Origin of the sequence: Bifidobacterium sp. UTCIF-1, from assembly GCF_006408915.1 — a bacterium.
GTDB lineage: Bacteria > Actinomycetota > Actinomycetes > Actinomycetales > Bifidobacteriaceae > Bifidobacterium > Bifidobacterium reuteri.
Genome location: NZ_JFAG01000002.1, coordinates 66,401 through 80,256, shown reverse-complemented (window position 1 = coordinate 80,256; position 13,856 = coordinate 66,401). Strand labels below are relative to the sequence as shown.

Here is a 13,856-nt window from a genome sequence, read left to right as displayed (position 1 = left end):
ATCATTGCGCGCAAGGGATGCCCAATGCCCGCAAACCGCTATAATTCGGGCCTTTTGAGCGGCATATAGGAAAACGGTATAGGATGGTGTCATGAGTTTCAAACATCGCAGTATCATCGATACCATTCCCTCGTACAAACAGGGGAAGCCGGCTCCCAAGGTGGAGGGCCAGCGCTCCTTCAAGGTTTCCAGCAACGAAAACGCTTTCGACCCGCTGCCCAGCGTGGTCAAGGCCATCGAAAGCCACGCGTTGCCGCATCTCAACCGCTATCCGGACATGCGCGGTTGGGCCGTGGTGGAGCGCCTCGGTGAGGAGATCGGCGTCAAGCCGGAGAACATCGTGCTCGGTTGCGGCTCCACCGAAGTCATTACGCAGCTGGTGCAGCTTGTAGCCGGTCCGGGTGATGAAGTCGTTTACCCGTGGCGCAGCTTCGAGGCGTATCCGATCATCGTGGCCGGTGCCGGCGCCACCAGCGTGCAGGTGCCCAACCTGCCGGACGGCTCGCATGACATCGACGGGCTCATCGATGCCGTGAATGAGAAGACTCGCCTGGTCATCGTCAACAATCCGAACAATCCGACCTCCACGTCGGTGGCCGCGGAAGACGCCCGCCGCCTGATGGAAGCGGTACCCTCAGATGTGCTGGTGCTGTTCGACGAGGCCTACTTCCAATTCAACACAGATCCCAACACGTCGGTGGCAATGGACCTGTTCCGCGAATTCCCGAATGTGGTGGTCGCCCACACCTTCTCCAAGGCCTACGGTCTGGCCGGCCTGCGCATCGGTTACGGCATCGCGCCCGAGGATGTGATCGACGGCATGCGCAAGGTGGCGCTTCCGTTCGGCGTGACCGACGTGGCGCAGACCGCCGCGCTTGCCAGCCTGGATGCATACGACGAGTTGACCGACAGGGTCAAGTCGATTATTTCCGAGCGCAACCGTGTGGTGGCCGCACTGAAGAAGCAGGGATGGGATTTCCCGGAGCCGTATGCCAACTTCTTCTGGCTGCCTCTGGGTGAGAAGACCGATGCCGCCGCCGCCCAGTTCCTGGCTGCTGGCCTGTCCACACGCGTCTTTTCCGGTGAGGGCATCCGTATCTCCATCGGCGAGGCGGAGGCCAACGACTTGGTCATCGACGTGTGCTCCAAGCTCAAGGCGGCCGGCTTTTAGTATCCCGCATAAATTGGAGGCTCCCCTTGTCAGGGGAGCTGGCCCGCGAAGCGGGACTGAGGGGTAGTGAATTCGTCAACGAATTCCTGACTCAGGATATAGTATCCCGCGCCGTTAGTTCGAAAGGCCGGTTTCCCTTGGAATTGCAAGGGGAGCCGGCCTTCTGGCAAGGTGGCGACACGCCGAGGCGCGCCCTAAAGTTGCGTCCGTCCGCCAGATGTGTTTATATATCCGAGTTGCCTGTTGAGGTCAAACACCGCGGCGGGAAACAGACTGGCGGATTTCCCAAGCGGTCAAAGGGAGCTGACTGTAAATCAGCCGCTTCGTGCTTCAGTGGTTCGAATCCACTATCCGCCACGCCCCGATAGCTCAGTGGTAGAGCACTTCCTTGGTAAGGAAGAGGTCGTGAGTCCAATTCTCACTCGGGGCTCTCTGGCGGGGTAGCTCAGCTGGCTAGAGCGTACGACTCATAATCGTAAGGTCAAGAGTTCGAGCCTCTTCCTCGCTACAAACTGCGCCCGCTAACCGGTGGGCGCTTACTATACCTAGTAACACAGAGGTGAATGAGAATGGCTAAGAGCGCCGACATCCGTCCGGGCATCACGCTGGCCTGCACCGAGTGCAAGGAGCGCAACTACATCACGACCAAGAACCGTCGTAACACCCCGGATCGTCTTGAACTCAAGAAGTTCTGCCCTCGTTGCGGCAAGCAGACCGTGCACCGCGAGACTCGTTGATTCGAGACTCTGCCTGCAAAGCATCACGCTTCAAACCCGACCCCAACCGGTCGGGTTTTTCGTATGCCCTTTCGTGCGGCACCCCCATTGTGATGCGTCAGACGGACAGACGAGCATCGGCACGCACTAGGATAAGGAACCATGACCAGTTTTGCAGACATCACCACTATGGGCGTGGGCGGCGAAATCGCTCACTTTGTTGAACCGACCACACGCGTCGGACTGATCGAAGCCGTCGAAGATGCCGACTCCAAAGGACTGCCTCTGGTGGTCATCGGTGGAGGCTCGAACATGCTTATCGCCGATGAACCGTTCAATGGCGTAGTGGTTCGTGACGCCCGTCGTCAGATCACCGTGCCTGACGAGGCGGCTCCTGTGGAGGGACAAGACCGCACCGTGCATGTCAATGCCGAGGCCGGTGCCAACTGGGATGACTTCGTGGCGTTCACCGTGGAGCTTGGCCTTGAGGGCGTGGAAGGGCTTTCCGGCATCCCCGGCACTGTGGGTGCCTCGGTGGTGCAGAACATCGGCGCATACGGGCAGGAGGTCGCCACATCGGTCGAATCGGTGGAAGTGTGGGACCGCAAGACCAAGACGACGCGCGACCTCACCCCATCCGATCTTCATTTCGGCTACCGTTATTCCGCACTCAAGGCGAGCATGTACGAGAGCCCGGGCCATCCGGCGGCCGAATTCTTCCCTACGCCACGGTTTGTGGTGCTGTCCGTGACCTTTGCGTTGACCCACTCGTCGCAAGGCACTGTGGGCTATGGGCAGTTGGCCAAGGCGCTCGGCGTCGAAGTGGGCGACCGCATGGCCACGCGCGATATTCGCGAAGCCGTGATCAAGGTGCGTGCTACCAAAGGCATGCTCGAGGACCCCAACCGCTATGCGTCGCCTCAGATGGCGGGCACCAAGCGGGAATCCAATGTATTGCTTGACCTCAAGCGATTGGCTGATACGAATGCCGCCGCCGGCATCGCTCAGGATGACGAAGGTCTGCCGGCTCCCGATTACAACCGGCACAGCTGCGGATCGTTCTTCATGAATCCGATCCTCACCGCAGACCAGGCCGCCGCTCTTCCCGAAGACGCCCCGAGGTTCAGCGCCACATTCCCCAATGGCGACCCTGGTGTAAAGACTTCCGCCGCATGGCTCATCGACCATGCCGGATGTCATAAGGGCTTCGCCGTCGAACCGGATGCTCCCGCCAGCCTGTCGACTCTGCATACATTGGCGCTGACCAATCGCGGACATGCCACGGCCAAGGACATCGAGCGTCTGGCCCGTGCCGTGCAGCAGGCCGTGAAGCATGCGTTCGGCATCGATCTGGTGCCCGAGCCCGTATGTGTGGGCGTGCTTGATTGAGCGACCTGTCTGAGTTGACCTGTCTTGCCTAATCCTGTCGCATGCGGTCTTGCTCGTCGGCGAAAACGGATAACAGGCAGCAAACGGTAATAGACAAGTCACACAGCCTCTTCTATACTCGGATTTCGTTATTTTTGCGTGCACCTGCCGTGTACTCGAGAGAAAAGAGAAGGCTGTTATGCAACTGTTCCGAACGAAATCCGTCGAACAGACCATTGCCGAAACAGGTGAAGAGGGCCGCAAGCTCAAGCGCAACCTGACGTGGTGGGATCTGTCCATTATGGGTGTGGCCGTGGCCGTTGGTGCCGGCATCTTCTCCGTGGGCGCACAGGCCGCCGCGTTCCATGCCGGTCCGGCGGTGATCATCAGCTTCCTGATCGCTGGCATTGTCTGCGGTGCCGCTGTGATGTGCTATGCGGAATTCGCCTCGATGATTCCGGTGGCAGGTTCCGCCTACACCTTCACCTATACCACGGTCGGTGAGATCATGGCATGGATCATCGGCTGGGATCTGATCCTGGAGATGCTGATGGCCGGTTCGGTGATCTCCAAATACTGGGGTGTGTATCTCAATGATTTCATGCGCCTGATGGGTTGGGGCCTCAACACCAACATCACAATCGGCGGTTTTGCCGTCGACGTCGCGCCCATCATCATCGTGGCGTTCTTCACCGTCCTGCTCGTGTTCGGCACCAAGATCGGCGCTCGTGTGGACGGCGCGATGACCGTGCTCAAGATCGCCATCGTGTTCTTCGTGGTGATTGTCGGCTTCTTCTACGTCAAGGCCTCGAACTTCACGCCGTTCGTTCCGCCGAGCCAGCCTGCGGACAGCGTGCAGAGCTCCGCCGCCGTCGCTGGTGCCATGGGACAGCCGTTGTGGCAGTGGGCCACAGGCATGACGCCATCCATCTACGGTGTGCCCGGCATCCTGTCCGGTGCCGCCCTTGTGTTCTTCGCGTTCATCGGCTTCGATGTGGTGGCCACCGCCTCCGAGGAAACCAAGGACCCGCATAGGAACGTGCCGCTGGGCATCGGTGTGGGCATGGCCCTGATCATCGTGATGTACATGCTTGTGGCCATTGTGACCACCGGTATGGTTTCCTACACGGACCTCGCCAAGCAGGACAGCCCCTCGCTCGCCACCGCATTTGAGCTGGTGGGGGCCAACTGGGCTGCCAAGATCATCAGCTTCGGCATCGTGCTGGGGCTCGCCACCGTGGTCATGGTGCTGCTGCTGGGCTTGACCCGCATCGTGTTCGCCATGAGCCGTGACGGCCTGCTGCCGCGAGGCCTGTCCAAGACCGGCAAGCATGGCACTCCTGCCGGTTTGCAGATCGGTGTGGGCGTAGTGGTGGCGCTTGTCGCCGCGTTCTTCGACATCGGCGTGCTCTCCGACATGGTGAACATCGGCACGCTCTCCGCGTTCACGCTGGTGGCCATCTCCATCCCGATCATGCGCGCCAAGCGCCCCGATCTGCCGCGAGCCTTCAAGATGCCGGGCAATCCTTGGATTCCTATCCTGATCGCGTTGGCCAACTTCTGGCTGATGCTGAACCTTACCGTGCTCACGTGGATTCGTTTCGTGGTGTGGCTGGCGGTCGGTTTCGCCATCTACTTCGGCTATGGCTATTGGCATGCGCGCCTGGGCAAGGGCGATCTGACTGAGCAGCTCTCCGCCGAGACCGATAAGGCAGTCAACGGCTGACGCTCTGCCGAGGTACCCGGGATGCCGAGGATCGCCGGGCGCGTCCGGTCGCGAGCCTAGAATTGACACAGCGTTATTTCCAAGGAGGATTCCATGCCATATGTTGTTGCCCAGCCTTGCGTGGATGTCAAGGACAAGGCATGTGTGGACGAGTGCCCGGTCGACTGCATCTATGAGGGTTCCCGCTCGCTGTACATCAATCCCAACGAGTGCGTCGATTGCGGCGCGTGTGAACCCGTGTGTCCCACCGAGGCCATCTTCTACGAGGACGACCTGCCGGATGAGTGGGCTTGGTACAAGGATGCCGCAGTGAGCTTCTTCAACGAGGTCGGTGACATGGGCGGTGCTTCCGCCGCTGGCCCGATCGGCAAGGATCCCGAGCAGGTGGCTGCCCTGCCTCCGCAGAATCAATGAGATTCTGTGGCTCCCCTCAGTGAGGGAGCGTTGCCAGCGAAGCTGACTGAGGAGAAGTAGGCCGACACATCTCGAACCCCCGACCATTGAGGCCGGGGGTTCGTCATATCGTGAATACAGTACGCTGAAGAAAGGGTTCCGATGGGTTTCCATGCATATTCCTCCCCCTACGATTGGTCCCGTATCGCCGGGTACAAAGCCACTGCCAAAGCCGCCCCGGGAGGCATGGTCGACCTTTCCGTCGGCTCGCCCGTCGATCCGGTGCCGGCCAGCGTGCAGCAGGCACTGGTTGCGTCCGCCGATGCGGCCAATGCGCATGGCTATCCGGTGACTGCCGGTTCCACAGATCTCAAGGAAGCCATGGATGCATGGTTCAGGCGGATACGAGGCGTGGATCTCAAGTCCATTAACGCGGCCGTGGTGCCCACGGTCGGGTCCAAGGAGGCAGTGGCCTTGATGGCCAGTCTGCTGCATTTGGGGCCTGGAGATGTGGTGGTGCAGCCCAAGGTCTCGTATCCGACGTATGAAATCGGCACTCAACTTGCCGGGGCCACGGTGCTCAAGGTCGATGATGTGGCCGATGTGGAGTCATGGGTCGATGAGCCGAACATCAAGGCCATATGGGTGAACTCGCCGTGCAATCCCACCGGCGAGGTCATCGGTGCCGATTGGCTGGCGGAAATCGTCGCTGCGGCTCGTCGTATCGGTGCAGTGGTGCTTTCCGACGAATGCTATGCCCTGATGGATTGGCGTTCCGGGCGCGCCAAGATGCCCGGTGCCGGAGCGCAGTCGGACGACGGCGGGTCCAACGAGCCTGCCGCAGCCGAGTCGTTCAGCCTGTCCGCCACACCATGCGCGCTGAACCCGCAGGTGTGCGAGGGGTCCGCCGACGGCATTCTGGTGCTGTATTCGCTGTCCAAACAGTCGAACATGGCTGGATATCGCACGGCATTGATCGCAGGCGACTACCGTCTGGTCCGTGAGATGAGCGAATACCGCAAGCAGATCGGTGAGATCATTCCCGGGCCGGTCCAGGCGGCCATGGCCGCAGGGTTGCGCGATACAGCCGCCGTGCATGAGCAGTGGGGACGTTATCATCGTCGTCTGACCTGGTTGGTCGACGCCTTGGGAGCATACGGCTATCAGGTGCGGATGCCTGCCGGAGCGCTATACGTCTGGGTCAAGGCCAAGTCCGGCGATTGCTGGACGGACATGGCCGAGCTCGCCAAGATCGGTATCATTCCCAGCCCGGGTGAATTCTACGGGGCTCCCGCATACCTGCGGTTTTCCGCCACCGCCACTGACGAAGCCATCCAATCCGCCTGCAGGCGTCTAGTCGCGTAGCGTCAGAAATAAGTTGTATTCTCGGCTCCCCTTGTCAGGGGAGCTGGCCCCGTGAAGTGTCGGACTGTTCTTCTGTGTACATCGGCTCCCCTTGTCAGGGGAGCTGTCCCGCGAAGCGGGACTGAGGGGTAGTCATTGTCAACGAACTGTTGAGGCAGTACACCAGTCGCGTAGCGTCAGTGCCATCGCGCTTTGTGGTTCGAGTCGCATTCGCATCGATATGTGAACCGTCAAAGTGGGAAGTCATACGCCGAGTCTTGCGGCTTGGTTTCCGAATCTGCGGCGCACGGCGTCCAAAGCCGCTTCAGCGTCATGACGGCGGGTTTGGGCAGTTCGGTTGCGCGAGTCATCGGCCTCTTCGAGCATGTCGTCCAAGGAGGGTTGCACAGCGGTGGACGCTGTCTCGCTGAGCGAAGAGACGCTCATGCCCGCTAGGCGTATGGTTTTGGGCAGCGGCACATCGGTAGGAGCATCAGCCGGGATGCCCAGCATGATGCGCAGCTGCCGCACGCACACGGGATACAGCACGCCGGCGGTGTCGGTCGGGCGTTCCATGGTGAATGAACGGGTCTGATAGCTCAGATCGGCAAACCGCAGCTTCACCGTGACCGTGCGCGCCAGCAAGCGCTTGCGTCGAAGCGTGCCGGCAACCTCGTCGCACGCCGAGCGCAACAGTCCGCACACCATGGCCATATCCTTGGTGTCCTGCATCAGCGTGCGTTCCGATCCGATGGATTTCTCCTCACGCACCGGCGTGACCTGTCTGGCATCCAGCCCGTGGGAAGCCGCCCACAGGCCACGTGCCGCAGCGGTAGACCCGGTGGCGCGCACCAATGCCGTTTCATCCATATCCGCCAGCTGCGCCACTGAGGTCACGCCCCACGCGTTAAGACGTTTCTCCAAGGATGGACCGATGCCCGGAATGCCACGCAACGGCATCATCTGCACGAATTCGGCGGATCTGGCCGCCGGAATAAGCAGCATGCCATCCGGCTTGGCGTTGGTCGAGGCCATTTTGGCCACGAGCTTGTTGGCTGCGATGCCCACCGAACAGGTCACAAGGAAGCGTTTCTGTACCTGCTGCCGTATCCACGAGCCGATGGCGCTGGGTCTTTCCCATGCGAGTAGCGCCGCAGAGACGTCCATGTACCCCTCATCCACCGACACCTGCTCGAAACGGTCCGTGACCGTGAGGAACACCTCGTGCATGATGCGATGCGACATCATGCGGTAATACCGCATATCCACCGGCAGGAAAACACCGTTCGGGCACAGTTGCCGGGCCCGTGCCGAAGGCATCGCCGAATTGATGCCGTAGCGTCGCGCCTCGTAGCTTGCGGCGGACACCACCGATCGCGGGCCGGTGCCGATGATCACCGGCTTGCCGGCAAGCTCGGGGTGGCGCGCCACCTCAAGCGAGGCATAGAACGCGTCCATATCGATATGCAGCACCGTGCAACCGGTCTCATCATGACCCCAATCGCGTTTGGCTGCGGCCAGCCTCGGTGCATTGCTCATAGACACCATTGTAGGAACCGGATGCGTGATGAATCCTTCCATAAACGAAAGGTGTCTCATGGCGAGGTCCGCATGATGTCGCCGTCCGCGCCTGAGATGCGCCCGGTTGGTGGTGTCCCGGCAAACCGAGTAGCGTGAACCGCATGAAGAAGATAGTGGTCGAAATCCTCAATCGTGTTCCTGTGGCGCTGATCGTGATCGGTGAGGCGCTCATCATCTACACGGCGACGGCCATCGCCAAACTCGCCTTCACCCAGCTGGACCCGCTCTACTCGGTGTGGTATCGCGTGGGATTCATGGTGCTGATGCTGTTGCTGTGGCGCAGGCCGTGGCAACGCGCCAAGCGCGGGCGATTGTTCCGCCGTAGCGCCCGCAGCTGGGGATTGCTGGTCTTGCTGGGTGTTTCCTTGGTCCTGATGAACACGATGTTCTATGTGGCCATCAGCAATATGGACATGGGCATCGCCGTGGCCATCGAGTTCATCGGGCCGTTGTCGGTGGCGGTGATCACCGGACGCAGCTGGCGTGAAAGGCTGGGCATCGGCATCGCGGCGGTCGGCGTGGTGCTGCTCGCCGGCATATCGTTGTCCGATCCTTCGGGCGGCGGACATTTTCTCATCGGCCTGATTGCCATTCTGATCGGCGGATCGATGTGGGGCGTCTATATCGTCACCGGACGGAAGGTCGCCGCAGGCGGCAACTCGTTGGACAACCTCTGCATCGCCGTGACCATAGGATGGGCGGCGCAATCGATGGTTCTCGGCGTGCCGGCGGTACAGCATGTGATTCATCCCAAAGCCGATGCCACATGGGCTCTTGAGCCATTCGGCCCGCTGAAACTGCTGCTGTTGCTGTTCGTGATCTCGTTGCTGGCGTCGTTCATCCCGTATGTGGTGGAGCAGATCACGCTGCGTCGCACATCCTCCGGTACGTTCTCCGTCATGCAGTCCATCAATCCGGCTGTGGCAGTGGGAGTCGGTCTGGTGTTCGGCGAGGTTCCGGGAATCGGCGAACTGATCGGTGTTGCACTGGTGATTCTCGCCGTAATCGTCACCTTCTCCGGCGACGCTTCGCCGGCTAAGGGTGACTGATGTGACTTTATATGTCCGCCACGCGGCACGCCGCATCCACGACTCGTGGTACAGTAGTTTGCTGTTGCGCTCGATGCGTAACATGGAGTCATGCCTGAGTGGCCGATAGGGGCACCCTGCTAAGGTGTTAGTCGCGTAAGCGGCTCGAGGGTTCGAATCCCTCTGACTCCGCCACCAAGGGTTTCGGGCAATCGCCCGGAACCCTTTTTTCATGCCGAAAACGGCGGTATTCCAACGGTTTCAAGCCGTTTCCGCGCTTGCCGGCCATTCGCGCGAAGGTGCGTAGTGGCGCGTTCTTATGGGCGTGATAGACGGTAAACAGAGTGGTAACAGATAACGGATACGGCGCCAGCGAATTGTCCACTACATATGCGGTATGTAGCGGAGCCGGAGGTACGCCATTGTCCGCCGTCTCCGGCTTTTATTCTACAGAAGTGCAATTCGCGGCACAACGATACAAAATCATTATTTGGCCCGATATTGTCATATTCTGGCTACGTTCTGGTCGCGCCGTATGCCGTGGGCGCACGCGTATGAATCCGGGGAGACTCAGGGAAGCGGTGCTCAGGGAGTACTCTGGAAGAGTATTGGAGAGAAGTCGATTGGGTGAATGCAGATGACGCATATTGCAGGTAGAGGACAGCATCGGGCCGCATCGAGGCGGAATCATCGCTTGGCAATCGTGCTGGCGTGCATCATTGTCGTGTTGGGCGCCGGGGTGTTGGGTCTTTGGCTGGGTGTGAACCATCGTGTGGCTGGTTCGCAGCAACTGCCCGGCGCGACCGCATCCGCCGGCCCGTCCGGGGCCACGCTTAACAAAACGCGGCAGGCTCCCTCTCCTGTAGCCGAGCATCACGGCAATTCGCCCGATTGCCCGGATACGGATTGCATCGCGATGCTGGTGAATGGCGACCTGCTGTTCCATGAGGGGCTATGGAATCAGTTCCGTGGACCCAATATCAATGCCACTGATGGCACGGCATTCAACTTTGACCCGCTGTTCGAGCCGATGAAGCAATATATCCAAGCCTCGGATATCGCAGTGTGCGAATTCGAGACGCCCATCGCCCAGCGCGGCGGCCCATATTCCGCCTACCCGATTTTCAACGTTCCTCCGGAAGTGGCGGATGCGGCACGCAACGTGGGATATAACGCCTGCACCCATGCCACCAACCATTCCTGGGACCAAGGTGCGGAGGGCATCCAACGGCTTTGGGACACGCTTGAGGCGGACGGCATCGCCCAGACCGGATCGTACAAGACCGAAGAGGATTCCATGAAGCCTCTGGTCATCGACTCGCCGACCGGCGGCGGAAAGCTTGGGCTGGTGACGGGAACGGTCTCCCTCAACGGCATGACCCCGAATCAGGATTGGCAGGTCGACCGTCTTCGTGACGCCGGCGATCCCCATCACGACAGCGATATCCAGCGTGCGGTGGACAAGGCCAACAAGGCGCGCGAACAGGGTGCTGATGTGGTGGCCATCGCCATGCATTCCGTACAGGAATACCTTGACCATGCGGATTCCTGGCAGGTATCCGAAGCCCACGAACTTGCCGATACCGGTGCCTTCGACGTGATCTATGGCGCCGGATGCCATTGCGCGCAACCCATCGAGAACTACAACGGCACATGGATCATCTACGGTCTGGGCAATGCGGTGACCGAATCCGCGCCAGCGGAGACCATCGTCAACAACCAAGGCGTCACGGCTCGCGTGCAGTTCGCCGGCAAGAAAGGCGTCAAGGGGTCCTGGCGCGTCAGCCGCATTGACTGGGTGCCGACCGCCAACCAGCAGCAGGGCACATACAAATGGTGCCCAATCTCCAGTGACCATCCGATAGGCACCTGCTGGTCGGAGGATCAGGATGCCCAGGTTCGCCAACGCATCTGGAATGTCATCTATGCCATGGGTGCCGACCAGAACGTCGTGCGCGAGTGGAACATTACGCAGGAACGGCAGCAACAGTCGCAGCAATAGCCACGCACCGATTGTCATGCGCCATTCTCCCGCCGGCCGCCTAATGTGGGGGACATGACCGAGATTTACGAAACCCAGCCGGAGCGCACTGACCTTCCGCTTGTGGTGATGCCTTCGCTGCTGCAGTCCATGATCGAACCCATCAAGGCGCAGTTTCCGGCGCTCAAGGATGTGGCTCGCGTGCGTATGTATGAGGAGTTCACATCTGATGAAGCCGTGTTGGCGGAGCGCATCACCGATGCCGACGCCCTGCTGGTCGGTGGATACCATATCTCGGATGATTTGCTGAATGCCATCGCCGAACGCAGCCATATCAGATGCATCGTCTTCTGCGGCACCGGTGTGGCCAGCTATATCAATCTGCCGCTTGCCCGTGAGCATCGGATTCGCGTGTGCAATGCCGAACACTATGGCGATCATGCCGTGGCCGAACACGCCTTCGCGCTGATGCTGGAACTGGTCCGTCGCGTCGGTGCGCTGGACGCCGATGTCAAGTCCGGCAACTGGGCGTGGTCCGGCGGCGATGGCCTGCAACTTGCCGGCCGCAGACTCGGCATCATCGGACTCGGCGGCATCGGATCGACGGTCGCCGGCATCGCCCGCGGATTCGGCATGCAGGTCAGTGCCTGGAACGCGCATGTTCCCGCTGAACGTTTCGCCGGTCTGGATGTCACTCCGGTTGACGATCTGGGCGATCTCATCGCCGGCAGTGATGTGGTCTCTGTGCATCTGCCGCTGAATGACGCCACGCGTGGCATCGTCACCGCGGAGCATCTTGCCCGTCTGCGCCCGGGCACATTGTTCATCAATACCGCACGTTCCGAAGTCATCGAACCCGGTGCACTGCTCGCTCGGCTCCGGAAAGGGGATATCCCTGCAGGCCTCGACGTATTCGACCATGAGCCGCTGTCCGCCGACGATGCCATCTGCGCAATTCCCGGCGTCGTGCTCACCCCGCATGTAGGCTGGCGCACGGATGGCGCATTCAAGGAGCTCACCCGTCAGATGATCGCCTGTCTCACCGCATATTTCGCCGGTGAAGACTACAACGTGGTCGTTTCCGAGCGCTAAGTGCCGCCGCTGGACGATGCGGCTCAGTGTCTGTCTGTATAGAACGTCTATAGAGCGTCTGTACTGTCGGTATAGAGCCGAATTCAGCGGAGCCAATTACCAAATCCCAATCGCCGATACCCACACCGATGCCCATGCAAACGATTCTCAACACCCCTCAAGCCCCCGCACATGATGCGCTGGTCGAAAAGAAGTCCGAATTCATCGGCGACGCCGCCCATGTGGCGACGCTGGATGAGGCGCTCGCATTCGTCGAAACGATACGCGAGCGGCACCCCAAGGCCCGGCACGTGGCGTATGCAGCTGTATGCGGGGGTGCCGATGGTCGTCTTTCCGAACGTATGAGTGACGACGGTGAGCCTTCCGGCACCGCCGGCAAACCAATCCTCGATGTGCTCAAACAGTCCGGCACCACCGACTGCGTGGTGGCGGTCACGCGCTACTTCGGCGGTATCCTGCTCGGTTCGGGAGGCTTGGTCCGCGCATATTCCTCAGCCGCATCCCTGGCGATGAAGGCGGCGCAGGTGGCGCGCATCATGGTCGCGCGTCGGTACAGGGTCCGTCTCGAATACCCTCAGCTGGCCAGGTTCCAACAAGTGCTGGCGCAGGTGGGCGGCAGGCAGACCGATGAAACCTATGAGGCGAACGTGGTGTTGACGGCCGTGGTTCCGCTTGATGCCGCCGTACGTTTCGAGGAACGGGTGCGGGAAACCTTCAATGCCGCAGTGACGCCTGATCCCATGGACTTGATCAGTATTCCCGTCCCCGTCGCCGAGTGATCTGCTGGCGGAGCCACCCACTAAGCTGTATCCCATGACTGACCAGAAGACTGATGAACAGCAGCCTGCAGCCGAGGCCGAAGAAGCAGAGAACTTCGAGCCACTGACCGCGTCGTATGAACGTCTCAGGCATTCCACCGACTCCGCCGAGCTTTCGGAATTTGCGCGGCGTCCACTGCCGGACCGGTCCGATCAGGCGGCGTTCTCGCGGGCCACCGCATTATTGGAAGCCGTTGCGGGCAACCGGCACACGCCGGTGGAGGACCGCGTGTTCCTGGCCACGACGATGCCGTTCCCGAATGTTCTGGTCAAGCTGTCGGAAGACCCTGAGCCATCAGTGCGTCAGGCCGTGGCCGCCAATGAGGACGACAAGAACTGGCTGGTCGGCCGCCTCACCAAGGATCCCGTGCCCGCGGTGCGCGACCACGCGTTGCGCAACAAGCGCACCAGCTGGAAGATGCGGCTTGAAGGCGCGCAGGACCCGAATGCCGACGCAGAGACCTTGGACTATCTGGGTGTTCTCGGCACCGAGCTCGAAGAGGGGGCTCCGGCGGTGCTTGCATCGATGGTGCGGCGGGCTGTGGCGCTGAATCCGCATACCTCCGCGCAGATGCTGCAGAAGCTTGCCGACGATCCATCCCCGGAAGTCCGCCATGCCGTAGCCCAGCGTCAGTAGC

Annotated in this window: 12 protein-coding genes and 4 tRNA genes; 15 read left to right on the top strand and 1 reads right to left on the bottom strand. The window is 60.7% G+C overall.

Translation table 11 applies throughout. The features are described from left to right. The first annotated feature begins 91 nt into the window (after positions 1-91). From BW09_RS01375 to dapC, 9 genes are all read left to right on the top strand, one after another. Positions 92-1,171, top strand: a complete 1,080-nt coding sequence (locus tag BW09_RS01375) for a histidinol-phosphate transaminase (RefSeq protein ID WP_044089134.1) — start codon at positions 92-94, stop codon at positions 1,169-1,171. 275 nt (positions 1,172-1,446) lie between these two features. Continuing rightward, a tRNA-Tyr gene (locus BW09_RS01370) sits at positions 1,447-1,528 on the top strand. Position 1,529: 1 nt separating this feature from the next. Next, positions 1,530-1,601, top strand: a tRNA-Thr gene (locus BW09_RS01365). 4 nt (positions 1,602-1,605) lie between these two features. Then, positions 1,606-1,679 (top strand) — tRNA-Met (locus BW09_RS01360). 61 nt (positions 1,680-1,740) lie between these two features. Further along, complete coding sequence (gene rpmG, locus BW09_RS01355) at positions 1,741-1,908, top strand: 50S ribosomal protein L33 (RefSeq protein ID WP_007053013.1); 168 nt, start codon at positions 1,741-1,743, stop codon at positions 1,906-1,908. Positions 1,909-2,049: 141 nt separating this feature from the next. Beyond that, positions 2,050-3,276, top strand: a complete 1,227-nt coding sequence (locus tag BW09_RS01350; protein ID WP_044089133.1) for a UDP-N-acetylmuramate dehydrogenase — start codon at positions 2,050-2,052, stop codon at positions 3,274-3,276. Between the two features lie 178 nt (positions 3,277-3,454). Then, a complete protein-coding gene (locus BW09_RS01345) occupies positions 3,455-4,981 on the top strand; it encodes an amino acid permease (protein WP_044089132.1) in 1,527 nt (508 codons plus the stop codon). Between the two features lie 93 nt (positions 4,982-5,074). Continuing rightward, on the top strand, positions 5,075-5,395 hold the full coding sequence (gene fdxA / locus BW09_RS01340) for a ferredoxin (protein ID WP_044089131.1): 321 nt from the start codon (positions 5,075-5,077) through the stop codon (positions 5,393-5,395). A gap of 141 nt (positions 5,396-5,536) precedes the next feature. Continuing rightward, positions 5,537-6,739: a succinyldiaminopimelate transaminase gene (dapC, locus tag BW09_RS01335; RefSeq protein ID WP_044089130.1), complete on the top strand. Its 1,203-nt coding sequence runs from the start codon at positions 5,537-5,539 to the stop codon at positions 6,737-6,739. A gap of 243 nt (positions 6,740-6,982) precedes the next feature. Here dapC and dinB read toward each other — a convergent pair whose 3' ends face one another. Then, on the bottom strand, positions 6,983-8,257 hold the full coding sequence (gene dinB / locus BW09_RS01330) for a DNA polymerase IV (RefSeq protein ID WP_044089129.1): 1,275 nt from the start codon (positions 8,255-8,257) through the stop codon (positions 6,983-6,985). Positions 8,258-8,400: 143 nt separating this feature from the next. On the opposite strand from dinB, the gene BW09_RS01325 reads away from it, so the two are divergent. The 6 genes from BW09_RS01325 (at position 8,401) to BW09_RS01300 (ending at position 13,855) form a co-directional block, all read left to right on the top strand. Then, positions 8,401-9,348, top strand: coding sequence for a DMT family transporter (locus BW09_RS01325; protein ID WP_044089128.1), 948 nt, complete (start codon positions 8,401-8,403; stop codon positions 9,346-9,348). An 84-nt stretch (positions 9,349-9,432) separates the two neighbouring features. Beyond that, positions 9,433-9,522: transfer RNA gene (locus BW09_RS01320), tRNA-Ser, on the top strand. A 565-nt stretch (positions 9,523-10,087) separates the two neighbouring features. Then, positions 10,088-11,329 carry a CapA family protein gene (locus BW09_RS01315; protein WP_375137536.1) on the top strand — a complete coding sequence of 414 codons (1,242 nt, stop codon included), beginning with the start codon at positions 10,088-10,090 and terminating at the stop codon, positions 11,327-11,329. 54 nt (positions 11,330-11,383) lie between these two features. Next, positions 11,384-12,400 carry an NAD(P)-dependent oxidoreductase gene (locus tag BW09_RS01310; protein WP_044089126.1) on the top strand — a complete coding sequence of 339 codons (1,017 nt, stop codon included), beginning with the start codon at positions 11,384-11,386 and terminating at the stop codon, positions 12,398-12,400. A gap of 134 nt (positions 12,401-12,534) precedes the next feature. After that, positions 12,535-13,179 carry a YigZ family protein gene (locus BW09_RS01305; protein ID WP_140462841.1) on the top strand — a complete coding sequence of 215 codons (645 nt, stop codon included), beginning with the start codon at positions 12,535-12,537 and terminating at the stop codon, positions 13,177-13,179. 34 nt (positions 13,180-13,213) lie between these two features. Further along, positions 13,214-13,855 (top strand): AbrB family transcriptional regulator, encoded by a 642-nt coding sequence (locus BW09_RS01300; RefSeq protein WP_044089165.1) that lies wholly within the window; start codon positions 13,214-13,216, stop codon positions 13,853-13,855. Position 13,856 lies beyond the last annotated feature (1 nt).